16 protein-coding genes are annotated in these 22946 nt (G+C 70.2%); 9 read left to right on the forward strand and 7 right to left on the reverse strand.

What is annotated here, in order from left to right; translation table 11 throughout:
- Positions 1-413: 413 nt before the first annotated feature.
- A complete protein-coding gene (locus ACIBK0_RS05890) occupies positions 414-863 on the forward strand; it encodes a PTS glucose transporter subunit IIA (RefSeq protein ID WP_399076075.1) in 450 nt (149 codons plus the stop codon).
- An 80-nt stretch (positions 864-943) separates the two neighbouring features.
- Positions 944-2614 carry a phosphoenolpyruvate--protein phosphotransferase gene (gene ptsP / locus ACIBK0_RS05895; protein WP_399076077.1) on the forward strand — a complete coding sequence of 557 codons (1671 nt, stop codon included), beginning with the start codon at positions 944-946 and terminating at the stop codon, positions 2612-2614.
- A 69-nt stretch (positions 2615-2683) separates the two neighbouring features.
- Here the strand turns inward: ptsP and ACIBK0_RS05900 are convergent, their stop codons facing one another.
- Positions 2684-3577 carry a hypothetical protein gene (locus tag ACIBK0_RS05900; protein ID WP_399076079.1) on the reverse strand — a complete coding sequence of 298 codons (894 nt, stop codon included), beginning with the start codon at positions 3575-3577 and terminating at the stop codon, positions 2684-2686.
- A 22-nt stretch (positions 3578-3599) separates the two neighbouring features.
- Complete coding sequence (locus tag ACIBK0_RS05905) at positions 3600-4808, reverse strand: MFS transporter (RefSeq protein ID WP_399076081.1); 1209 nt, start codon at positions 4806-4808, stop codon at positions 3600-3602.
- A gap of 111 nt (positions 4809-4919) precedes the next feature.
- Here ACIBK0_RS05905 and ACIBK0_RS05910 point away from each other — a divergent pair, with 111 nt between their 5' ends.
- Positions 4920-6239 carry an aminotransferase class I/II-fold pyridoxal phosphate-dependent enzyme gene (locus ACIBK0_RS05910; RefSeq protein WP_399076083.1) on the forward strand — a complete coding sequence of 440 codons (1320 nt, stop codon included), beginning with the start codon at positions 4920-4922 and terminating at the stop codon, positions 6237-6239.
- Here the strand turns inward: ACIBK0_RS05910 and ACIBK0_RS05915 are convergent, their stop codons facing one another.
- Positions 6240-8207, reverse strand: a complete 1968-nt coding sequence (locus ACIBK0_RS05915) for an acetoacetate--CoA ligase (RefSeq protein ID WP_399076085.1) — start codon at positions 8205-8207, stop codon at positions 6240-6242.
- Between the two features lie 213 nt (positions 8208-8420).
- Between ACIBK0_RS05915 and ACIBK0_RS05920 the strand changes: the two genes are divergently transcribed.
- Positions 8421-10799 carry a TIM-barrel domain-containing protein gene (locus ACIBK0_RS05920; RefSeq protein WP_399076087.1) on the forward strand — a complete coding sequence of 793 codons (2379 nt, stop codon included), beginning with the start codon at positions 8421-8423 and terminating at the stop codon, positions 10797-10799.
- An 86-nt stretch (positions 10800-10885) separates the two neighbouring features.
- Here the strand turns inward: ACIBK0_RS05920 and ACIBK0_RS05925 are convergent, their stop codons facing one another.
- A complete protein-coding gene (locus ACIBK0_RS05925) occupies positions 10886-11422 on the reverse strand; it encodes an NUDIX domain-containing protein (RefSeq protein ID WP_399076089.1) in 537 nt (178 codons plus the stop codon).
- A gap of 217 nt (positions 11423-11639) precedes the next feature.
- Here ACIBK0_RS05925 and ACIBK0_RS05930 point away from each other — a divergent pair, with 217 nt between their 5' ends.
- The 5 genes from ACIBK0_RS05930 to glpK all read left to right on the forward strand — a co-directional run bounded on the left by ACIBK0_RS05930 (position 11640) and on the right by glpK (position 18134).
- On the forward strand, positions 11640-12086 hold the full coding sequence (locus ACIBK0_RS05930; RefSeq protein ID WP_399076091.1) for a Zn-ribbon domain-containing OB-fold protein: 447 nt from the start codon (positions 11640-11642) through the stop codon (positions 12084-12086).
- A gap of 28 nt (positions 12087-12114) precedes the next feature.
- Positions 12115-13305: a lipid-transfer protein gene (locus ACIBK0_RS05935; RefSeq protein ID WP_399076093.1), complete on the forward strand. Its 1191-nt coding sequence runs from the start codon at positions 12115-12117 to the stop codon at positions 13303-13305.
- 267 nt (positions 13306-13572) lie between these two features.
- Positions 13573-15216 carry an EAL domain-containing protein gene (locus tag ACIBK0_RS05940; RefSeq protein ID WP_399076095.1) on the forward strand — a complete coding sequence of 548 codons (1644 nt, stop codon included), beginning with the start codon at positions 13573-13575 and terminating at the stop codon, positions 15214-15216.
- Positions 15217-15859: 643 nt separating this feature from the next.
- The gene (locus tag ACIBK0_RS05945; RefSeq protein ID WP_399076097.1) at positions 15860-16600 is read left to right on the forward strand and encodes an MIP/aquaporin family protein; all 741 of its coding nucleotides are present in this window, start codon (positions 15860-15862) and stop codon (positions 16598-16600) included.
- A gap of 13 nt (positions 16601-16613) precedes the next feature.
- The gene (gene glpK, locus ACIBK0_RS05950) at positions 16614-18134 is read left to right on the forward strand and encodes a glycerol kinase GlpK (RefSeq protein ID WP_399076099.1); all 1521 of its coding nucleotides are present in this window, start codon (positions 16614-16616) and stop codon (positions 18132-18134) included.
- A 157-nt stretch (positions 18135-18291) separates the two neighbouring features.
- On the opposite strand, the gene ACIBK0_RS05955 is transcribed toward glpK, so the two are convergent.
- Genes ACIBK0_RS05955 through ACIBK0_RS05965 form a run of 3 tightly spaced genes read right to left on the reverse strand, consistent with a single transcriptional unit; the run spans position 18292 to position 22942 of the window.
- Complete coding sequence (locus tag ACIBK0_RS05955; RefSeq protein ID WP_399076101.1) at positions 18292-18897, reverse strand: GTP-binding protein; 606 nt, start codon at positions 18895-18897, stop codon at positions 18292-18294.
- A complete protein-coding gene (locus ACIBK0_RS05960) occupies positions 18878-22522 on the reverse strand; it encodes a hydantoinase B/oxoprolinase family protein (RefSeq protein WP_399076103.1) in 3645 nt (1214 codons plus the stop codon). The genes ACIBK0_RS05955 and ACIBK0_RS05960 overlap by 20 nt, the downstream gene beginning before the upstream one ends.
- Before the next feature lie 24 nt (positions 22523-22546).
- Positions 22547-22942 (reverse strand): DUF742 domain-containing protein, encoded by a 396-nt coding sequence (locus tag ACIBK0_RS05965; RefSeq protein ID WP_369245123.1) that lies wholly within the window; start codon positions 22940-22942, stop codon positions 22547-22549.
- Between the last annotated feature and the right edge of the window lie 4 nt (positions 22943-22946).

Below are 22946 nucleotides of genomic sequence, written 5' to 3' on the forward strand. Positions count from 1 at the left end.
TTTTGGCACGCTGTTGAGTTCTCAAGGAACGGACGCTTCCTTTGTACTCACCCGAGAGACTCTCTCAGGCTTTCCTCCGGGCGCTTCCCTTCGGTGTTTCAAACTCTATCAGTGTTTTTCCGTCTCTCTGACCAACGTCCTGCGGACATGCAGAACGAGACCCCGAGATAGGATCTGACAAGTTGAGTGCTGCCAGGCAAGGACGCTTGGTCGCGTCGCTCAGCCTCAAGCAGGAGTACGACTCTACATGGGGCCCGGGAGCGGGCGCAAATCGTTAGCCCTGTGCTCTACGGCCGCCAACCCGGACGTCCCATGCGGAACCGGCAGTTCATATGACATACCCTGCTCAGCAGTGCGCCGTCCGGGACAGGCAGTGACGGCCCATATAAATCTCCACCCCTGGGAGGCTTCCCATGACCACCGTGACGTCCCCTATTGCAGGACGCGCCATCGGACTCGCCGCAGTACCTGATCCCGTGTTCTCCGGGGCGATGGTGGGCCCTGGCACGGCGATCGACCCGGTGCGCGAGCCCTCGGAGGCTGTCGCCCCCGTGGACGGAGTGATCGTCTCGCTTCACCCCCACGCTTTCGTCGTCGTCGACGGCGAGGGGCACGGTGTGCTCACGCACCTGGGCATCGACACCGTACAGCTCAACGGTGAGGGCTTCGAGCTGCTCGTCAACAAGGGTGACACCGTCACGCGGGGCCAGAGCATCGTGCGTTGGAACCCAGTCGTCGTCGAGGAGGCCGGCAAGTCCCCGGTGTGCCCGATCGTGGCACTTGAGGCCACCGCCGACTCCCTCTCCGACCTCCAGGAGGACGGCGACTCGAAGGCCGGCGACGTCCTCTTCACCTGGCGCTGACATCAGGGCCGTCACAGACGGCGACTTGGACAACCACCACCGCGGCGGCGGGACCCGCCGCACTATCGGAGACGGGTGAGATGGAGACAACGCTGCGAGGCGTCGGCGTGAGCCACGGTGTGGCGATCGGCGAGGTTCGGCACATGGGAACGGCGGTTCTTGAGCCGCCTGCCAAGCAGATCCCTGCGGAGGACGCGGAGCGCGAACAGGGGCGTGCCCGCCAGGCCGTGGAGGCAGTGGCAGCCGACCTGATTGCGCGCGGCAATCTGGCGGGGGGCGAAGCCCAGGCGGTGCTCGAGGCCCAGGCCATGATGGCCCAGGACCCCGAGTTGATGGCGGATGTGGAACGGCGCATCGCTGTCGGCAGCACAGCCGAGCGCGCCGTCTACGACGCGTTCGCCGCGTATCGCGCTCTGCTGGCGGGCGCCGGTGAGTACCTCGCCGGCCGCGTGGCCGACCTCGACGACGTGCGGAACCGTATCGTCGCGCGGCTGCTCGGGGTGCCCATGCCGGGCGTCCCGGACAGCGACGAGCCATACGTTCTTATTGCTCGTGACCTCGCGCCTGCGGACACGGCGCTGCTCGACCCGACTCTGGTGCTCGGTTTTGTCACCGAGGAGGGCGGGCCGACCAGCCACAGCGCGATCCTGGCGCGTGCGCTCGGCGTCCCCGCCGTGGTCGCGCTCCCCGGTGCCGGTGAGCTCGCCGAAGGCACGGTGATCGCCGTGGACGGCAGCACCGGCGAGATCTTCGTGGAGCCGAGCGCGGAGAAGAAGGCGCAGATGGAGGCCGCGGCGGCGGAGCGCAGGGCGGCGCTGTCCGCGTCGACGGGTCCGGGTGCCACCTCCGATGGTCACAAGGTGCCGCTGCTGGCGAACGTCGGCGGTCCGGCGGATGTCCCAGCCGCTGTCGAGGCCGGTGCCGAGGGTGTCGGTCTTTTCCGTACCGAGTTTCTCTTCCTGGACGACAGCAAGAACGCGCCGTCCGAGGAGAAGCAGGTCGAGGCGTACCGTCGGGTCCTTGAGGCCTTCCCCGAGGGGCGCGTCGTGGTGCGTGTGCTCGACGCGGGCGCGGACAAGCCGCTCGAATTCCTGACTCCGGCCGACGAGCCGAACCCGGCGCTGGGTGTGCGGGGTCTTCGGTCGCTGCTCGACCACCCCGAGGTGCTGCGTACGCAGCTGGCCGCTCTTGCGAAGGCTTCGGAGGGGCTGCCGGTCTACCTCGAAGTGATGGCTCCGATGGTCGCTGACCGCACCGACGCCAAGGCGTTCGCGGACGCGTGCCGGGCGGCCGGACTGCAGGCAAAATTCGGCGCGATGGTGGAGATCCCGTCGGCCGCGCTGCGGGCGCGGTCGATTCTGCAGGAGGTCGAGTTCCTGTCCCTGGGGACCAACGACCTCGCGCAGTACACCTTCGCCGCCGACCGCCAGGTGGGTGCGGTGTCCCGTCTGCAGGACCCGTGGCAGCCCGCGCTGCTCGACCTGGTCGCGCTGTCCGCCGAGGCGGCGAAGGCCGAGGGCAAGAGCTGTGGTGTCTGCGGTGAGGCCGCATCGGACCCGCTGCTCGCGTGTGTGCTGACCGGTCTGGGCGTCACCTCTCTTTCCATGGGTGCCGCGTCCATTCCCTATGTTCGGGCGACGCTGGCCAAGTACACGCTGGCCCAGTGTGAGCGTGCGGCCGCGGCCGCACGTGCCGCGGACACCGCAGAAGAGGCGCGTACGGCGGCGCAGGCGGTGCTGTCCGGCGAGTAAGCCGGGCCGCGTCGTCACTCGACCGGTGTCCAGGGGCGCTCCACCCGCGGGTGGGGCGCCCCTGCGCGTTCAGTGCGTGTGCCCGGTCCCTTGGCCTTCGTCTCCGAGGTCGGGTGGCACGCAGTAGTCGACTCCCGATTCCGGGGAGACGAGGTCACCGGAATCGGCGTCGGTGCAGTAGGCGTCGAAGACTTCCGCGGCGGTCAGGGGTTCCAGGTCTTCGCCACGCAGGCGCCAGCCATGGACACGGTCGGTGGTGTCGGGGGCGGTGGTACGCATGACGAGTCCGCCGGCACTCCGTGTCGCGATGCCGAGGGCCAGCACGGTGGTGAATTCGAGGGCTTCTGTCTCATCGAGGCGGGTACCGCCCTCTCGGCCACCTTCCGCTCGGAGTACTGCGACGAGTGTCTCTGGGGCTGCCGAGACGCTGCAGACGAGGTGCAGGTCGCCGCGGCCCGCGGTGTCGATGATGCGGGCGAGCAGGTGCGAGGCGCGGGCGAAGGAGGCTCGGCCGATGTCCTCACCGCAGGAAGCGCAGTTGCCGATGCGGGCCAGGAGAGTGGTCGCGTACTCCCAGGTGGCCTTGCGGACGGCCTCGTCGACGAGGTCCGGGACGAGTTCGTCGAGGGGCTGTCCGTCGTACGGAACGGTGGGGCCCGTAGCGGCCAGCTCGGCGGTGAAGCGTGTGCGGCTGGCCGGGGCGTCGGGTTCCAGGCCGCTTTCGGCGCAGAATTCGGCGTACTCCTCGGGGTCGAAGAGTGCCACCGTGGTGTGGCTGCCCTGGGCGGCGAGGGTCCTGAGCAGGGCTTCCACCTGCTGGAGGTAGGTGGTGTGGTCGTCGAAGGCGAAGGTGCGGTAGCGCCGCATCGCCGTGAAGTCCTGTTCGTCGGTCAACAGGCCGATGGTGCCGGCGATTTCGCGACGCAGAACGCGTCGCATGGTCTGGTGCTGGGTGTGCGCCATGTTTCCCCCTGTGCGCAGTCGATCAATGCTCACTCACAGTAACTGGGGGCACTGACAATGCCGGGCGGGCAAGGTGGTCGCGTACCAGACGGTGTTGAAACAGGCAGGTTACGGCTATGGTCCCGCCGAATGCGGTCCAGCCGAGCGGGCCCATGGCGATGGCCGCGGTGACGGCCAGTGGTCCGACGCTGCGTTGGGCGGACTGCGCCAGTCCGTGGACGCCGAGATAGGCGCCTTGGGCCGGATCGGGGGCGAGGACGACGGAGAGTTCCCAGGAGACGGTGGCGTGGAGCATCTCAGCGACGGTGAAGGCGATGGCCGCAGCCGTGAGGAGCAGGGTCTCCGCGACGGCCCCTCCCGTGCCGGAGAGCGCCATGGCGACGCCCCCCAGGGCGAAGACGGCGGAGAGCGGGAGCAGCAAGGCGCGTGCCGCGGCTGCGGTGGCGCCGAACCGGGCGAGGGGCACTTGGAGGGCCACCACCATCACGTTGTTGAGGACCATGAGCAGGGGGGCGAGGCCGTGCGGTGCGTGGTCGGAGTGGGCGATCCACAGCGGCAGTCCGACCTTGAACACGGCGTCGTCGAGGAAAAGGACGGTCTCGGTGGCGACGTATGCGAGGTAGGTGCGGTCGCGCCAGGGGCTGGCCGGCCGCGTAGCGGGGACGGGGTCCGTCGACCTGATGATCGTGCGGGTGGCCGAAGGCGGTTCGCCGCAGCGCGTGGTGACCAGGGCGACGGCTACGAAGGAAAGTGCGTCGCCCACCAGGAGCCACTGGTATGCCGCGGTGGTGCCGATGGCGAGGGCCCCGGCGGCGGCGAGACCGCCCAGGGCCCAGCCGGCGTTGGCGACGGTGCGGTTGACCGCTTGGTAGCGGACTCGGTCCGGTCCGGCGACGCGGGTGGCGTACAGCTTGGTGAGGACGTTGGCGGCGCGGTCGCCGAGGCTGCCGACGGCGGAGAAGGCCAATAGCAAGGTGTAGCTGTCGGTGGTCAGCAGTGCGAAGGCGGCCAGGGCCCGCAGGAGTTGCAGGGTGATCAGGACGTGGGTGAGCGGCAGGCGGTCGGCGATACGTCCGCCGAGCGGTGCGCCGGCGATACCTACGGCTCCGGACACGGCGACAAGGGCCCCGACCTCCGCGACGGAGAGACCGGTGACGTAAGTGAAGTACAGGACGGACACGGATGCCCACAGGCCGCTGCCGATCCGGTCGACGAGGGCGATCCAGAGCATTCTGCGGCCGTCGCGGCCTCCTGGAATGCGTGTCGACCATGCGACTGCGCGGCGCATCGGACTCACTGATCCCCCTTGCCGGAAATTATGTATTGATACATACTTAGCAACGTGGCAACACAATATGGGATCAGTGGCACGACGGCCAAGGGAATTGCCGCGTCCGTCGAACGAGGCGTGTCCGAAGGCGGGTTGGAGCCGGGGACGACACTGCCTCCGGTGCGCGGACTTGCCGATGAGCTCGGCGTGAGTCCGGGGACGGTCGCAACGGCCTACAAGGAGCTGCGGCGGCGCGGGATCGTGGTGACTCGGGGGCGCGGCGGGACCGTGGTCGCCGCCGCGCCCTCGGTCGCGTCGCGGCGGCCGCCGAAAGTGCCGGAAGGGCTGCGCGACTTGGCGGGCGGGCATCCGGACCCAGAGTTGCTGCCCCATCTGGTGCCGCCTTCGCGGCTCTCCCCAGGTGCGCGGTCGCACCGCAGCACGCCACGACTGGCGCGGCTGGAGGACGCGGTGCGGGACTGGCTCGGGCCCGACGGGGTGCCGACGGACCATGTGACGTTCGCGCACGGTGCGCTGGATCTGATCGGGCGGCTGCTCTCAGTGGAGTTGCGTCCGGGAGACGGCGTTGCCATGGAGGACCCCGGATATCACCATCTGCTTGACCTGGTCACGGCATTGGGGCTGCGTACCGTTCCGGTCGCGGTGGACGACGAGGGGATGCTCCCCGAGGCGCTGCGCGGTGCCCTGCGGACGGGTGTACGCGCGGTGGTGTGCAGTCCGCGGGCGCAGAATCCGTACGGCGGCGGTTTCTCGGCGGAGCGCCGGGACGCGCTTGTCGAGGTGCTTCGCGAGGAGCCCGATGTGCTGGTCGTCGAGAACGACCACGCGTCCGCCGTCGCGGATGCGCCTCTCCGCACGTTGACCACGGGCTGTCTGGGTCGCTGGGTACACGTGCGGACCGTGAGCAAGTTCCTGGGGACCGATCTGAGGTGGGCCGCGGCGGCCTGCGATCCGACGACGCTGGCTCGGCACGACGGTCGGCTGCTGTTGACGTCGGGCTGGGTCAGTCATCTGTTGCAGGAGACGGTGTACGGGCTCATGACGGACGACGGCACGCGCGCGTTGGTGGCACGTGCCCAGGAGACGTATCGGCTGCGGCGCCGCGCTCTCGTCCGGGAGCTCGCCGGGCGCGGAATCGAGGCCCACGGTGTCAGTGGGATGAACCTCTGGGTGCCCGTGCGGGACGAGTCGGCCGTCGTGAACGGGCTGAGGTCGTACAGGTGGTGGGTGGCGGCGGGTGCACGCTTCCGGCTCGCGTCCGGACCCGGTGTACGGATCTCGGTCGCTGACCTCGAACCCGCCGACGCGGTGCGGCTGGCCTCGGACTTCGCTGCCGTGCTCGACGAGTCCGAGGCCACCTACGGGGGATGATCAGGCGCGCTTGCGGGCCAGGTCTTCGTAGAAGCGCAGTAGTTCGACGTTGTCCACGGAACCGACGTTGACCGCCTTCTCCAAGGAAGCGCCTTGGAGAAGACGTTTGACCGGGACCTCGATCCGCTTGCCCGTGAGGGTATGGGGCACACCCGGTACCTCGATGACCTCGTCGGGGACGTGGCGCGGGGAGAGCTGTTCGCGGATGGTCTGCTTGATGCGCTTCAGGAGGGCCTCGTCGAGTACAGCCCCGGGAGCGAGGTGCACGAAGAGGGGCATCCAGTAGCCGCCGTCGGGCTGTTCGATGCCGATGACGAGCGACTCCTTGATCTCGGGGAGGCGTTCGACCGCTTCGTAGATGTCGGCCGACCCCATGCGTACGCCCTGACGGTTGAGCGTGGAGTCGGAGCGGCCGTGGATGACGACGGAGCCGCGCGAGGTGACGGTGATCCAGTCGCCGTGACGCCACACTCCGGGATACGTGTCGAAGTAGCTGTCGTGGTAGCGGCTGCCGTCGGGGTCGTTCCAGAAGCGGATGGGCATGGACGGCATCGCTTTGGTGACCACCAGTTCACCGACTTCGTCGGTGAGGGGCTTTCCACTGGGGTCCCAGGACTGGAGGTCGGTGCCGAGGCCGGGGGCCTGGAGTTCGCCGATGTGCACCGGGAGGGTCGGTACGGCTCCTGCGAAGCAGGAGCACACGTCGGTGCCGCCGCTGACGGAGGCGATCCACAGATCCTCCCGTACCTCGTCGTGCAGCCAGCGGAAGCCGTCGGGCGGCAGAGGCGAGCCGGTGGTGGCGACGCACTGCACGCGCGCGAGGTCGAAGTCGCGGGACGGGTGGACGCCCGCCTTGCGGCACGCCATGACGTACGCCGCGGAGGTGCCGAACAGGGTCGCCCCCGTGCGTTCGGCGATGCGCCACTGGGCGCCCGTGTCCGGATAGCCCGGGCTGCCGTCGTACAGGACGATCGTGGTGCCCGTGAGCAGGCCGGAGACGAGGAAGTTCCACATCATCCAGCCCGTGGACGTGTACCAGAAGAAGCGGTCCTCGGGGCCCAGGTCGCAGTGCAGGCCGAGTTGCTTGAGGTGCTCGACGAGGATGCCGCCCTGGGACTGGACGATGGCCTTGGGGAGGCCGGTCGTGCCGGAGGAGTAGAGCACCCACAAGGGGTGGTCGAAGGGCACCTCCTCGAAGACCGGCTGCACGTCGGCTGAGGTCAGGGCGGACCATTCCAGGGCGCCCTCGGGCGCCTGGGCGCCGAGCAGCGGGATGTGCACGACGGCGCGCAGGGTGGGCAGTTCCCGGCGAAGTTCGGCGACGGTGTCGCGGCGGTCGTGCTCCTTGCCGCCGTAGCGGTAGCCGTCGACCGTGAACAGCACGACGGGTTCGACCTGCTGGAAGCGGTCGAGGACGCTGCGGGCCCCGAAGTCGGGGGCACAGGACGTCCAGACGCCCCCCACAGCGGCTGTCGCGAGCAGGGCGACCACGGCCTGCGGAATGTTCGGGAGATAGCCGCTGACACGGTCTCCGGGGCGTACGCCGAGGGCGCGCAGCTCGGCGGACAGGGAGCCGACCTGGCGACGCAGCTCGGACCAGGTCACCGGGGTCGGCTCATGGGTCTCGTCGACATGGAGGAGGGCCGGCTCGTCCGCGCGAGAGTCCGCCGCGCGGAGGGCGTGCTCCGCGTAGTTGAGGGTCGCCCCGGGGAACCATGCGGCGCCGGGCATGGAGCGGTCGCCGAGCACGCGCGCGTAAGGCGTCGAAAACCGTACGTCGAACCACTCGGTCACGGCCTGCCAGAACGTGTCCAGCTCGTCCACCGACCAGCGGTGCAGCGCCGCGTAGCCGCCGTCCGACGGGGCTCCGTGGTGCTCGGCCGCCCAGGCCTGGAACTTGGTGATCTGCGCCTGGGCGATGCGTTCCTCGGTCGGCTGCCAGAGCGGTGAGGGGTTCGCGGTGGACATGGGGCGGCTCCCGGACTGTGCGCGTCGTGTGCGTCTGTCGCGCACGAGCAGGGGTGTGCGCGTCACGCGGCTGACACGGACGATGCCATGTGATCGACTTCTGCACCAGGGTGCGCCACACATAGTCGGCAGAGTGAAGATGTGGCGTCGCCACGGGTGAACGGAAGTTGAACGACTCACCCATTTGGCGCCGGCAATGGCAGGGTGAGCAGCATGGACGGTCGTGACCTGGTGCGTTCGGTGAAGTCGGTCGGTTCGGGGGGTGCCGCTCAAGGGTTGCGCACCATGCGGGCCGCGTGGCGCAGGAGGCGTGCTGACGCCGCTGGGTTGCCGCGGCGGGGCGCCGAGCGCGCGCGGGTGCCGGGGCCGGTACGCGGTGTGGAGCCGGGACCGGGCGGCGGTGTCATCCGGTTCACGCGGTCCGAACTGCGGATCATGGTCGCGGTGAACGGAGCGGTGTTCTGGGGCTGGGACGGGGTCGGCCCCGAGCCGTCGTACGCGCTCGCCGGCCGCTGCCCGGAGCCGGACCCGCGCGCCGTCCTGGAGCCGGACAAGGACGGCGGCTGGCGGGTCGTGGCCGAACGGGCGACCGTCGTCGTGTCGCGGCACGGAGCGGTCGAGGTGCGTACCCCCGGTGGTGTGATCCTGCGCCGCGATCTGCCGCCTCGCTGGTGGGAGCCGGTCGACGGCGGCGGGGCCCGCTGGATGCAACGTTCCGAAGTGGCCGCCGACGCGAGGTTCTTCGGTCTGGGCGGGCGCGCGGCGGGTCCCCGGCTGCGTGACGGGCGGTACCGGCTGTGGAACACGGACCCCGGCCGGCCCTTCGTGCCCGGCGACGATCCGCTGTACATCACCATGCCCGTGCAGATGGTGGTCGCGGACGCTGCCACGCACCTCGTGTTCCACGACACGTCGTGGGACGGCACGGTGACGCTGCGTGAGGGCGAGGAAGGGGCCGGCTCGGGGCACGACCGAGCCGGTACGTGTGAGGTCCGGATGGACGGCGGCCCGCTGCGCTGCTGGGTGATGGTGGGCACCCCCGCGCGCGTGCTGCACGCGTGGGTCTCGCTCACCGGAGCGCCCGTGCTGCCGCCCGCGTGGGCGCTGGGGCACCATCACGCGCGGTGGGGTTTCGGCAGCGAGCAGGAGGTGCGGCGGATCGTCGCGGGTTACCAGGAGCGCGGACTTCCGCTCGACGCGGTCCACCTGGACATCGACCATTACGACGCGCACCAGGTGTTCACGGTCGACCGGGAGCACTTCCCGAAGCTACCCGTGCTCGCCGAGGAGCTGGGCCGCGACGGTATCCGCCTGGTGTCGATCATCGACCCGGCGGTCAAGGCCGAGCCCGGCAACACCGTGTACGACAGTGGGCTCGCCGAGGACGCTTTCGTACGGGATGCCTCGGGGCGGCCCGTGCGGGGTGTCGTATGGCCTGGAGAGTCGGTCTACCCGGACTTCACGCACGCGCGCGTGCGTGATTGGTGGGGTGGGCTGTACGAGGAGCGGCTCGCGCAGGGGTTCGCCGGGTTCTGGCACGACATGAACGAGCCGACATCCTTCACGGCGTTCGGGGAGTCGACGCTGCCCCGCTCGGCCCGGCACTCCCTGGAGGGGCGCGGCGGAGACCATCGCGAGGCGCACAACGTGTACGCGCTGGGGATGGCCCGGGCAGCGTACGAGGGTCTGCGTGAACGGGCACCCCAGGAGCGGCCGTTTCTCTTCTCTCGGTCCGGGTGGGCCGGAATGCAGCGCTACGGGGGGAGCTGGTCCGGGGATGTGGCCACGGGCTGGCCCGGGTTGCGGGCGTCGCTGTCGCTGGTGATGGGGCTCGGGCTGTGCGGGGTGCCCTACTCGGGACCCGATGTGGGCGGCTTCGACGGGAGCCCGTCACCCGAACTGTATCTGCGGTGGTTCCAGCTCGGCGCGTACCTCCCGCTGTTCCGTACGCACTCAAGTCTGCGCGCGGGGCGCAGGGAGCCCTGGGAGTTCGGTGACGAAGTCCTGGAGCACGCGCGCGTGGCGCTCGTCGAACGGCGGCGGCTGCTCCCGTACTTCATGACACTGGCGCATCTGGCACGCCGAACCGGTACGCCGTATGTGCGACCGGTGTGGTGGGGTGCGCCCGAGGACCGGGCGCTGCGCGACTGCGAGGATGCCTTCCTGCTCGGCGACTGTCTCCTGGTGGCGCCGGTACTGGACCACGGGGCGGACCGGCGGGCGGTGCAACTGCCGCGGGGACGCTGGTACGACACCGTCACCGAGGATGCCTACGAGGGACCGGCCCAGGTGCTGATCGACGCACCCTTGTCGCGGATTCCGGTGCTGGCGCGGGCCGGCGCCGTCGTGCCCGTACGGGGATCCGACGGCGGTCTGGAGCTCGAGGCATGGGCTCCCGCGCGCGGACGCAGCGGGGGCGGGCTCGTCGTGCCGGACGTGGGCGACGGGTGGGAGGAGCCCGAGGTCGAGCGTTATGTGACGCGCTGGGAGGGTCGGCATGTGGTCGTGCTGCGGGAGGGTGAGGGCGGCATGAGCGAGCCGCCGTATCCCGTTCGGGTGCGCGGGCTCGGGGCACCCTTGAGGGATCACTGAGCATCCCGAGCGCGCCGTGAGACATGCGGACGCGGCGGGGCTACATCTGGGCGGGGGCCGAGCCTGTCCATGGGTGCGCGGGCCCCTCAGACGTACCGCCCTTCGAACCACGCTCGCACCGCCAAGGTGTGCAGCGGGAAGGCGAGTTCTGCGGGTCTGCGCAGCAGGTGCCAGCCCTCCGTCTCGTCGGTGGCGGCGGATGGCGGCAGTTCGGCGGCCGGGCGCTCCGGGAGGAGCCCGAAGAGGAGCAGATGCCCGGCGGGAGAACTCATCGCGTCGGCGAGCCGCACTTCCCGGCTCGCCGCGTCGATGCCCGTCTCCTCCTTGAGTTCGCGCACGATGGCGTGCCGCCAGTCCTCCCGGTGGTCGATGAACCCTCCGGGCAGGGCGATACCCCCGCGCGCGGGGGCGACGGTCCGGGTGATGACGACCAGGGACGTTCCCCTTGCGTCGTACACGGGCTGCAGGGCCACCGCGACCGGCAGCGGATTGCGGTAGGCCACGGTGCCGCAGGCGGCGCAGGTGCGGGGCCAGCCGGAGACGCCCTCTCCGTAGGGTGCGCCACAGCTCGAACAGTGCGAGTCCGGTGCGAAGTCGGCGGGCGGGTGCGGGGTTGCGGACACGCCGCGGACTGTATCCGATCACCGGACGGACGTCTTTACCAGAGTGCGCCCTGCTGGGTACGGCGGAACGGACGGAACCACCCCCGTGGGCCCCGGCCGTCCCTCCGGTACTCCGACGCCCGAGCGGCGCCTGTGGTTCGTCCCGACGCCCTGCCCAATTCCCGTTGCCCGTGGCACACTTCTGACGTTCCGTCAGATCTACTGCCATGGAGGGGACTTGTCGCGTACACGCACGCCTGTTGTCGCCGGGTGGTTCGCCGGGGAAGGGGCGGACTTCCGCCTCCTCGGTACGCGCTGCTCGGCGTGCTCCTCGGTGTTCTTCCCCCGCGAGGACACCTTCTGCCGCAATCCGGGCTGCCCTGGCGGAGAACTGGCCGAGGTGCCGCTGTCCCGACGCGGCCGCGTCTGGTCGTACACCGACAGCCGGTATCGGCCACCGTCACCCTACGTGACCGATCCGGAACTCTCCTGGGAGCCCTACGCGTTGATCGCCGTGGAGCTGGAATCCGAGCGCATCGTGATACTCGGCCAGGCGGTTCCCGGGATCACCGTCTCAGACCTGACGGTGGGCATGGAGGTGGAGGTCGTCCCCGGCGTGCTGAACGAGGACGCGGAGACGACCTGGACGACGTGGCACTGGCGACCGACAGGGGCGACGGCATGAAGGGCACGGGGCGTACGGGGGTGACGGCATGACCGGCGACGTGGCGGTGCTCGGCGCGGGCATGCATCCGTGGGGCAAGTGGGGGCGCGGGTTCGTCGAGTACGGGGTCGTGGCGGCGCGCGCGGCGCTGACCGACGCGGGAGTCGACTGGCGGGACATCGGCTCGATCGTGGGCGCGGACACCGTGCGTGGCGGCTATCCGGGGTACGTGGCCGGGGCGACCTTCGCCAAGGCACTGGGCTGGCAGGGGGCGCGGGTCGCGAGCGTGTACGCGGCGTGCGCATCGGGGGCGCAGGCACTCAACACGGCTCGGGCGCAGATCCTTTCGGGCCTCGCCGACGTCGTGCTCGTGGTGGGCGCCGACGCGGCGCCCAAGGGGTTCTTCCGACCGGCGGGCGGGGACAGACAGGACGATCCGGACTGGCTGCGGTTCCGCGTTCTGGGGGCGACGAATCCGACCTACTTCGGGCTGTACGCACGGCGGCGGATGGCCCTCCACGGGGACACGCTGGAGGACTTCGCGCAGGTCAAGGTGAAAAACGCCGCCCTAGGGGCACTGAATCCCCATGCGCGCTTCCGAAAGAGGGTCACCGCCGAGGAGGTCGCCGGGTCCGCGGTCGTCTCCGATCCGCTCCGACTGCTCGACATCTGCGCGACCTCGGACGGCGGCGCGGCCCTGGTGCTGTCCAGCATGGAGTTCGCGCGCCGGCACGGGGCGGCCGATCCCGTGCGGATCCGCGGGGTGTCCACGGTGACTCCGCGCTATCCCAACACGGTCCTCGATCTGCCCGACATCGCCACGGACTCCGCCGTCGCGGTGGAGCCTGCGGCCGACACCTTCCGGGCGTCGATCGCGCGCGCGGCGTACGAGGAGGCGGGCATCGGCCCCGAGGATCTCTCGCTGGCCGAGGTGTACGACCTCTCCACGGCCCTGGAGTTGCAGTGGTACGAGGACCTGGGGCTGTGCGGGGAGGGAGAGGCAGCCAAGCTGCTGCGAGAGGGCGCGACGGCACTCGGCGGACGCATACCGGTGAACGTGAGCGGCGGGCTCGCCTCCTTCGGGGAGGCCGTCCCGGCGCAAGCCATCGCCCAGGTGTGCGAGCTGACATGGCAGTTGCGGGGCAGTGCGGGTGACCGGCAGGTCGCCGGGGCACGCGTGGGGGTCACCGCGAACCAGGGGCTCTTCGGACATGGGTCGTCGGTCGTCGCCGTACGCTGAATCGGCAGGCGTTGGCGGGCAGTCGCCCCAGCGCGCGTCATCGTACGCTCGCTCCGGCAACCGTCCTCATACGCTTGCTCCAGCACCTGTCCTCGCGCGCTCGTCGCCGTCTCGGCGACCGGCCGCGTGTGCCCGTCGTGGGCTCGGTGACCCGCCGCACGCCCTCATCCCGGCAGCCGCCGCCACCCAGTGTGACGAGCTCGGAATCCTGCGTGAACAGCTCATGAATCGGGCCCGGACCTGCGCGGGCGGCGCCAAAATGCTGCCGTGCCCTCCTGGACGGATACTGTCCGCTTCGCCTTCCAACCGGTCGTCAATCTGACGACCGGCGGGGTTGCGGCGCTGGAGATACTCGCCCGTCCTGAGGCCGGCGACATCCTGGCACAGGCCCGCCGTGACCCCGAACTCGACGGCCGACTCGCCGCGTTGGCGATCCGTGCTGCGGCACGCCAGGAGACGCTGCTGCCGCTGCACGTCAACGTGTTCGCCGGGACCTTGGCCGATCTCGGCGGCCTCGCGGCGATGCGCGATGCGGTGCGCGAGGCCGGGCGGCTGCCGTGGGAGGTGACCGTCGACGTCGGGCCGCCGTACACCCACGTGCCGCAACACGCCCTGCTGGAGGCGGTGGCCGCACTGCGGGGCGAGGGCTTCCGGATCTGCGCGGACGGGGTGGGCGACGGCGACGTACCCCTGCGGCTGCTCACGGACCTCGCGCCCGACCTGATGAAGCTCGACGTGTCCCTGCTGACGCGGCCGGCGGCGGTGCGGGCGATGCGGACGCTGTGCGAGCAGTTGGGCGCGCTGCTGTCCGTCGAGGGGGTCGAGACCGAGCTGCAGTGCGCGGCCGCGGTGTCGGCGGGCGCGCAGCTGGCACAGGGCGAGCTGTTCGCGCCGCCCGCTCGGCTGCCTGCAGCGGACGTATACGTTCCGGCCCTCTCCCCCGGCGTCGCGTCGACGCCGCGGTCGGGGCCGTCCGTACGGCAGTTCGTGCGGCCGGCGGCGCTGCTGCCCACCACCGCCTCCGCAGGGCAGGTGCGGGCGCTGCTCACCGGCTCGACCGACGTGTCCGGGGTACTGCTCGTGGATTCCTCCGGGATCCCGGTCCGGTCGGTGCACCGGTCGCGGTTCCTGCTGTCGATGTCGGCGCGCTACGGGCATGCGTTGTACGCCGACCGGCCGGCCGCCAAGCTCGGCGATCCGCCGCGCACGGTCGGTGTCGACGCCACCGCGTGGGAGGTACTCGACGTGGTCGCGGACGGGGCACGGGACCGCACATCCGACGACGTGGCGGTCGTCGACCGGTACGGGCGGTGCGTGGGTGTCGTACGGCTGGCCGATCTCGTCCGTGCGCTGGCCGAGAGCCGGGTCGAGGAGGCGGCGGGGCTCAACCCGCTGACGCGGCTGCCCGGTTCGGACGCGATCACGGGCGAGGTGGACCGGCGGATCGCGGACGGCCGGACATTCGCACTGAGCTGGCTGGACGTCGATCACTTCAAGCAGGTCAACGACGGGGCGGGGTTCGCGGCGGGTGACGAGCTGATCCGGGCGGTCGGGCGGGCGTTGCAGTACGCGGCATCCGAGGCGACGCGGGTGGGGCACATCGGCGGGGACGACTTCCTGGTCCTCGCGGACCCGGACAGCCTGGATCCGCTGGCCAACTCGGTGCTCGACACGCCCTGGTCGGCAGGCGGACGCATCGTCACACTGTCGCTGGCCACGGTGCTGTGCGCGCCGGGCAGCGTGACCGATCACCGGCAGGCGGCCGCCTGCCTGGCGCCTCTCAAGCAGGCCGCGAAGGCACTGAACGGGGCAAGTTGGGTGCTGGGGCGCGCGGGTCTGCCTGGCCACGAGATCCGCCGCGGCTCGGGGGCGGCACCGACCCAGCCGTCCGGGCATACGCTGACGGGCTGACGGGCCGACGGGCCGACGGGCCGACGGGCTGTTGGGCCGAGGAGCTGACCGCTCGGCCCAGGGCCCGGCTGACCACCCACCTGCCACCCCGCCGCCCCAGAGGACCGCCGAACCTGCCGACCCCGGGGCCCGCGGAGGCGCCGGCCCGGCCCTTCGCCCCTCCACCCCTCCACCCCTCCACCCCTCCACCCCTCCACCAGCGTTGATGCACGAGCCGGTCGGCCACCGTGCCTCGGCCGTCATCGCCGATCGGGCTCGGCGATTGACGTCGCGGAGTCGAGGCGCCCAGCCGCTTGCCCGTGCCCGGCCCCGGGCCGGCGCTCGGCGGGCCCTCGCCCCACGTCCCCTTTGCGGCCTTCGAACCGTTGCGGTCCGCGACCTTGACGCCTCCTGGGCACCGGTGAACACTTCCGGGTGTCAGTCGGCATCGCCGCATTCGGGCGTCTACAGGCACCGCACCGCTCGGGTTCCCGACCTGTACCCACGGGCCGTCCCCACGGGCGATTCCGCTGCGACGGCACGCTCGTCACGGACGCCGGGCGGGGCGCGGGACCTCCCTGCCTTCGGCTGAAGTAGCCATGGGAAACGCACCCTGCACGGTGGCCCGGGGCCGATCGCCCCGGGCAAGGGCCTAGGAGCCGCCATGAGCAACGGAGACATTTTTGTCGGCGAGTTGATCGGCACAGCAATTCTGATCCTGTTCGGCGCGGGAGTGTGCGCCGCTGTCACGCTCAACAAGTCCAAGGCGCAGGGAGCGGGCTGGGTGGTCATCGCCTTCGGGTGGGGCTTCGGCGTGCTCGCCGGTGCGTACACCTCGGCACCGCTGTCCGGGGGACAGATCAACCCGGCGGTGACCATCGGCTTCGCGATCGAGGGCTCCACGAAGTGGGAGGACGTGCCCTTCTACATTCTCGGGCAGTTCGCCGGAGCCATCATCGGAGCCACCCTCTGCTGGCTGCTCTACCTCGGCCAGTTCAACCTCAACGCCGAAGAGGACAAGGCCATCGAGACGCTGGGGATCTTCTCGACGCGGCCGGAGATCAACAACCCCGTGCAGAACCTGATCACCGAGATCATCGCCACCGCCGCCCTGATGCTGCCCATCCTCGGGCTGGTCGGCGGGAGCAAGCACGTCGCGGGCATCGGCGACGCGGGCCTGCCCGTCCTGCTCATCTCCCTCCTCGTCGTCGGCATCGGCCTCTCACTGGGCGGCCCCACCGGGTACGCCATCAATCCGGCCCGCGACCTGGGGCCGCGCCTCACCCACGCGCTGCTGCCGATTCCCAACAAGGGCACCTCGGAGTGGAGTTACTCCTGGATCCCGGTGGTCGGCCCGATCGCAGGTGCCGCCCTCGGGGCCGCGATCTACAACGCAGCCTTCTGACGAAGGGGACGTCATGACGGACCATGCCGAGAAGTACGTCGCCGCAATCGACCAGGGCACCACCTCAAGCCGCTGCATCATCTTCAACCAGGACGGCGCGATCGTCGCCGTCGACCAGCGCGAGCACCGCCAGATCTTCCCGAAGCCGGGCTGGGTCGAGCACGACGCCACCGAGATCTGGTCCAAGGTGCAGGCGGTGGTCGCCGGGGCGATCGCCAAGGCCGGTCTGCGCGCCGACCAGATCAGCGCGCTCGGCATCACCAACCAGCGCGAGACGACCGTCCTGTGGGACCGCGCCACCGGCAAGCCCGTCCACAACGCGATCGTCTGGCAGGACACCCGTACCTCCGCCCTCTGCAACGAACTGGGCGGCTCGGACGGACAGGACCGTTTCCGCGAGCAGACCGGACTGCCGCTGGCCAGCTACTTCTCCGGGCCCAAGGCGGCCTGGCTGCTCGACAACGTGCCGGGGCTGCGCGCGCGTGCCGAGCGCGGCGAGATCGCCTTCGGCACCATCGACTCCTGGCTGATCTGGAACCTGACCGGCGGCACGGACGGCGGTCGGCACGTCACCGACGTGACCAACGCCGGGCGCACCATGCTGATGAACCTGGAGACGCTCCAGTGGGACCAGTCCATCCTCTCCGCGATGAACGTCCCCGAAGCGGTCCTCCCCGAGATCAGGTCCTCCTCCGAGGTGTACGGCACCGCAGTGGGCCAACTCTCGGGCGTTCCCGTCGCTTCGGCGCTCGGTGACCAGCAGGCGGCGGTGTTCGGGCAGGCCTGCTACGACGTGGGCACGGCGAAGAACACGTACGGCACGGGCAGCTTCCTGCTGCTCAACACCGGTAACCGGCCCGTTCCTTCGAAGAACGGTCTGCTGACGACCATGGGGTACAAGATCGGCACCGAGGCGCCGGTCTACTGTCTCGAAGGGTCGATCGCGATCACCGGGGCGCTGGTGCAGTGGTTCCGCGACCAGCTCGGCATCATCCGCAGCGCCGACGAGATCGAGACACTGGCGGCGAGCGTCGAGGACAACGGCGGCGCGTACATCGTGCCCGCGTTCTCGGGCCTGTTCGCCCCGTACTGGCGCTCCGACGCGCGCGGTGTCGTCACCGGACTCACCCGGTACGTCACGAAGGCGCACCTGGCCCGTGCGGTCCTGGAGGCGACGAGCTGGCAGACACGTGAGGTCGTCGACGCCATGTTCCAGGACTCCGGAGTGCAGATCACCACCCTGAAGGTGGACGGCGGCATGACCAAGAACAATCTGCTGATGCAGCACCAGGCGGATGTCCTCGGGGTGCCGGTGATCCGTCCGAAGGTCTCCGAGACGACCTGCCTGGGCGCCGCATACGCGGCCGGGCTCGCGACCGGTGTGTGGAACGACCTCGACGAGCTGAAGTCGCACTGGCAGAAGGACGTCGAGTGGACACCGGCCATGGAGGCCTCCGTGCGCGACCACGAGTACCACAACTGGCGCAAGGCGGTGGAGAAGAGCTTCGGCTGGCACGAGGACGAGGTCGGCTGAAACAGGGGTCTACGCGTGCGTGCGTCTCGCGTGAGCCACGCGCGCGTGCATGACTACGGCCCGTACCCCGGTCGGCGGGGGTACGGGCCGTACCTGTGCATCGGCGGGCCGTACGGTGCGTCAGGTCATGACATTTGCGGGGCTGAAAAGCCGTGCGTCAGGTCGTGACCGTCTGGCGGCGGTCGGCGGCGTACGCCATCGCGTGCTGGACGACTCCGATGAGGACCTCCTTGACGGATTCCCGGTCCCGCGCGTCACAGAGGACGACCGGCACTCCGGGATCGAGGTCCAGGGCCTGGCGGACGGCATCGGCGGGGTAACGGGCAGCGCCCTCGAAGCAGTTGACGCCGACCACGAAGGGTATGGAACGGCGCTCGAAGTAGTCGACGGCGGCGAAGCAGTCCTCCAGACGGCGGGTGTCGGCGAGTACGACGGCGCCCAGCGAACCGGTGGCGAGCTCGTCCCAGAGGAACCAGAAGCGATCCTGCCCGGGAGTCCCGAAGAGGTAGAGCACCAGGTCCTCGCGGAGCGTGATGCGGCCGAAGTCCATGGCGACGGTGGTGGTGTGCTTGCCCTCCACGCCACTGGTGTCGTCGATCGGCCGGCCCGCCTCGGTGAGCACCTCCTCGGTGCGCAGCGGCTTGATCTCGCTGACCGCGCCGACGAGGGTCGTCTTGCCCACGCCGAAGCCGCCGGCCACGAGGATCTTGAGCGTGACGGGCTCGACCGGGGGCTTGCCGCGCTCAGAACGCCCGAAGATCATCGATCTCTTCTCCTGCTTGATGGGGGTCGTGCGACGGTGGGCCGTAGCCCCCGCCGCCGGGGGTTTCGATGACGAGTACGTCGCCGGGGCCGGCGTCCGTCGAATCACTTCCGCCGAGTTCGGTGACCGTGCCGTCCGCGCGCTCGACACGGTTGGCGCCGAGCGCTCCGGGCGCGCCGCCCGCCATGCCGTAGGGCGGCACCCGGCGGTGCTGGGACAGCGTGGAGACGGTCATCGGCTCGAGGAACCGGACGCGGCGGACCGCACCGTCACCGCCACGCCAGCGCCCGGCGCCACCGCTGCCGCGCCTGACCGCGAACTCCTCGAGCCGGACGGGCAGTCGCCACTCCAGGACCTCGGGGTCGGTGAGCCGCGAGTTGGTCATGTGGGTCTGCACGACGGGCGCGCCGGAAAAGCCGTCGCCCGCGCCAGATCCGGAGGCCACAGTCTCGTAGTACTGGTACCGCTCGTTTCCGAAGGTGACGTTGTTCATGGTGCCCGAGCCCTCGGCCTGCACTCTCAGTGCCGCGTACAGGGCGCCGGTGATCGCCTGTGACGTCTCCACGTTGCCCGCGACCACGGCGGCCGGGGGCTCGGGGGCAAGCATCGAACCCGGCGGCACCACGATGTCGAGAGGCCGCAGACACCCGTCGTTGAGCGGAATGTCGTCGGCGACCAGGGTGCGGAAGACGTACAGGACCGCGGCATTGACCACCGCGAAGGGCGCGTTGAAATTGGTGGTGAGCTGCGGGGACGTACCGGTGAAGTCGATGGTCGCGGAGCGTTGTTCCCGGTCTACGCGGACGCGGACTCGGATGACGGCCCCGGAGTCGGTCTCATAGGCGAACTCACCGTCTTCAAGAGCGTCGATGACGCGGCGCACCGCTTCTTCGGCGTTGTCCTGGACGTGCCTCATGTACGCCTGGACCACGTCGAGCCCGAAGTCCTCGATCATGCGGCCGACTTCGTCCACGCCCTTCTGGTTGGCGGCGATCTGGGCGCGCAGGTCGGCGACGTTGGTCTTCGGGTTGCGCGAGGGGTGAGGCGCCTCGGTGAGCAGGGTCAGGGTCTCGGCCTCGCGGAAGCGGCCGTTTTCGGCGAGCAGCCAGTTGTCGAAGAGGATGCCCTCCTCGTCGATGGTGCGGCTGTTCGCGGGCATGGAGCCCGGTGAGATGCCGCCGATCTCGGCGTGGTGACCGCGCGAGGCCACATAGAAGAGGATCCGGTCACCGTCCGTGTTCTCCGCGCTCCCGGTGTCGAAGACCGGGGTGATCACGGTGACGTCCGGGAGGTGGGTGCCGCCGTGGTAGGGATCGTTGACCGCATACGTGTCACCCGGGCGCATACTGCCGCCGCGGCGACGGATGACTTCCTTCACGCTCGTGCCCATCGAGCCCAGATGGACCGGGATATGAGGGGCGTTGGCGACGAGGTTGCCGTCAGGATCGAAGAGGGCGCAGGAGAAGTCCAATCGCTCCTTGATGTTGACCGACTGGGCGGTGGACTCCAGGCGGGCACCCATCTGTTCGGCGATGGACATGAAGAGGTTGTTGAAGACCTCCAGGAGAACGGGGTCGGCTTCCGTGCCGAGTTCGGAACTCTCCGTGACCGCGACGCGTTCCATGACCAGATGCCCGTCGTCTGTCGCCGCGGCCCGCCAGCCGTCGTCGACGACGGTCGTCGCGCTGGCCTCGGTGATGATCGCGGGGCCGGTGACCGCCTCGCCCGGGGGCAGTTCCTCGCGGCGGTGCAGGGGGACGTCGCGCCAGGCACCGCCGGTGTGCAGGCTGACCGTCTCCGCGGCGGCGGAGCGGCCTTCGAGGGCCGTTTCGTAGGGAGCGAGTGCGGAGAGATCGGGGGGTTCGGTGAGACCGGTGGCTTCTACGGAGAGGGCTTCCACGACGACCGGACGATCGAGGGTGAAGGAGTAGGTGGCTCGATGACGTTCTTCGAAGGCGCGGGTCATGGTGTCGGGCTCTGTGAGCTCGACCGTGAGCGCTGTGTCCGTGCCGTCATAGCGGAGTTGGGCGCGGCGGGTGACCTGAATGCGGCCCTCGGGCACGTCCTCGGCAAGGAGTTCGGCGCGGGCGGCGCTCTCCAAGTCGTCGGACGTCTTGTGGATGCCGGGCATCGAGGAGGCTTCCAGGGGCGCCTCCACGGACTGCTCGCGCATGGCCGTCGTATCGGCGAGTCCGATGCCGAGGGCGGACAGGACGCCGGCCATGGGCGGGACGAGGACGGTACGGATGCCCAGCGAATCGGCGACCATGCACGCGTGCTGGCCGCCCGCGCCCCCGAAGGTGGTCAGCGCGTACCGGGTGACGTCGTGGCCCTTCTGTACCGAGATCCGCTTGACGGCGTTGGCGATGTTGGCCACCGCGATCTGCAGGTAGCCCTCGGCGACCTGCTCCGGGGTGCGGTCGTCGCCGGTCCGCTCACGGATCTCGCGCGCGAGGGCGGCGAACCGGTCGCGGACCAGCGCGTCGTCGAGGGGCTGGTCGCCGTCGGGGCCGAACACCCGTGGGAAGTGGGCGGGTTGGATGCGGCCGAGAGCGACGTTGGCGTCGGTCACGGTGAGTGGGCCGCCGCCGCGGTAGCAGGCGGGCCCGGGGGCGGCGCCCGCCGAGTCGGGGCCCACGCGATAGCGGGAGCCGTCGAAGTGGAGCACCGAGCCGCCGCCCGCGGCGACGGTGTGGATGTCGAGCATCGGCGCGCGCAGCCGGACTCCGGCGATCTGGGTGGTGAAGACCCGCTCGTACTCGCCCGCGAAGTGCGAGACGTCCGTGGACGTACCGCCCATGTCGAAGCCGATGACGCGGTCGAAGCCGGCGAGCTGCGACATCCGGGCCATACCGACGATCCCGCCGGCGGGTCCCGACAGGATGGCGTCCTTGCCGCGGAACTGGCCCGCTTCGGCGAGACCTCCGTTGGACTGCATGAACATCAGCCGCACGCCCTGGAGTTCGTCGGCGACATGCTGGATGTAGCGGCGCAGTACGGGCGACAGATAGGCGTCGACGACGGCCGTGTCACCGCGTGGGACGAGCTTCATCAGCGGGCTGACCTCGCTGGAGAGCGAAATCTGCGGGAAGCCGATGCGGGCTGCCAGCTCGCCGACGGCTTGTTCGTGGGCGGGGTGGAGGTGGCTGTGCATGCAGACGACGGCGACCGCGCGGATCCCGGAGTCGTACGCCTCCTGGAGGGGCCCGGCGAGGGTGTCCAGGTCGGGGGCGCGCAGGACCGTGCCGTCGGCGGCGATCCGTTCGTCGACCTCGATGACACTCTCGTACAGCAGCTCGGGCAGTTCGATCGCGCGGGCGAAGATGCGGGGGCGGTTCTGATAGGCGATGCGCAGGGCGTCGCGGAAGCCGCGGGTGACGACGAGGAGGGAGCGCTCGCCCTTGCGTTCCAGGAGGGCGTTGGTGGCGACGGTGGTGCCCATACGGACGGCTTCGATCTCCCCGCCCTCGTCGAAGAGCTCACGCACACCCGCGACCGCCGCGTCTGCATACCTGGCGGGGTTCTCGGACAGCAGCTTGTGCGTGAGCAGGCGGCCGTCCGGGCGCCGCGCGACGATGTCGGTGAAGGTGCCGCCTCGGTCGACCCAGAACTGCCAGCCTGTCACGTCTGTTCCCCGCTTCCGCCCTGCTCAGAGCGCCCGGAGGCCGTTGATCACGTCGCGCAGAATACTCTCGTCCGGTAGTTCGGCAGGGGGTACGGGGCGTGTCACATGGACCATTTCCTCGTCGACCAGGTCGCCGATGAGGACCCGTACCACTCCGATGGGCAGATCGAGTTCGGTGGCGAGTTCGGCGACCGACTGGGGGGCGTCGCGGCAGAGTCCGACGATGTCCACGTGTTCCGGGGACAGCGTCTGGTCCGCTTCCGGGTCGTCGGCGTGTGGTTCCGTGACGACCACCGCGATCAGGTCGAGGCGGTGCTGGGCCGGACTGGTGGTGCGGCCGCGTGTCATGGCGTACGGACGGACCACCGGTCCGGCCTCGTCGTCGAACCAGTGGCGTTTTCCCTGACCGTCTCCGCTCATGTCA

The organism is Streptomyces sp. NPDC050564, assembly GCF_044457265.1.
In the GTDB taxonomy this organism is placed as follows: domain Bacteria; phylum Actinomycetota; class Actinomycetes; order Streptomycetales; family Streptomycetaceae; genus Streptomyces.

What these genes read in the sequence shown, in the direction of transcription:
- glpK (WP_399076099.1), top strand. Translation starts at nt 16,614, where the DNA reads ATGACGGACCATGCCGAGAAGTACGTCGCCGCAATCGACCAGGGCACC.
- ACIBK0_RS05905 (WP_399076081.1), bottom strand. Translation starts at nt 4,808, where the DNA reads ATGCTCTGGATCGCCCTCGTCGACCGGATCGGCAGCGGCCTGTGGGCA.
- ACIBK0_RS05945 (WP_399076097.1), top strand. Translation starts at nt 15,860, where the DNA reads ATGAGCAACGGAGACATTTTTGTCGGCGAGTTGATCGGCACAGCAATT.
- ACIBK0_RS05900 (WP_399076079.1), bottom strand. Translation starts at nt 3,577, where the DNA reads ATGGCGCACACCCAGCACCAGACCATGCGACGCGTTCTGCGTCGCGAA.
- ptsP (WP_399076077.1), top strand. Translation starts at nt 944, where the DNA reads ATGGAGACAACGCTGCGAGGCGTCGGCGTGAGCCACGGTGTGGCGATC.
- ACIBK0_RS05935 (WP_399076093.1), top strand. Translation starts at nt 12,115, where the DNA reads ATGACCGGCGACGTGGCGGTGCTCGGCGCGGGCATGCATCCGTGGGGC.
- ACIBK0_RS05890 (WP_399076075.1), top strand. Translation starts at nt 414, where the DNA reads ATGACCACCGTGACGTCCCCTATTGCAGGACGCGCCATCGGACTCGCC.
- ACIBK0_RS05915 (WP_399076085.1), bottom strand. Translation starts at nt 8,207, where the DNA reads ATGTCCACCGCGAACCCCTCACCGCTCTGGCAGCCGACCGAGGAACGC.
- ACIBK0_RS05920 (WP_399076087.1), top strand. Translation starts at nt 8,421, where the DNA reads ATGGACGGTCGTGACCTGGTGCGTTCGGTGAAGTCGGTCGGTTCGGGG.
- ACIBK0_RS05965 (WP_369245123.1), bottom strand. Translation starts at nt 22,942, where the DNA reads ATGAGCGGAGACGGTCAGGGAAAACGCCACTGGTTCGACGACGAGGCC.
- ACIBK0_RS05955 (WP_399076101.1), bottom strand. Translation starts at nt 18,897, where the DNA reads ATGATCTTCGGGCGTTCTGAGCGCGGCAAGCCCCCGGTCGAGCCCGTC.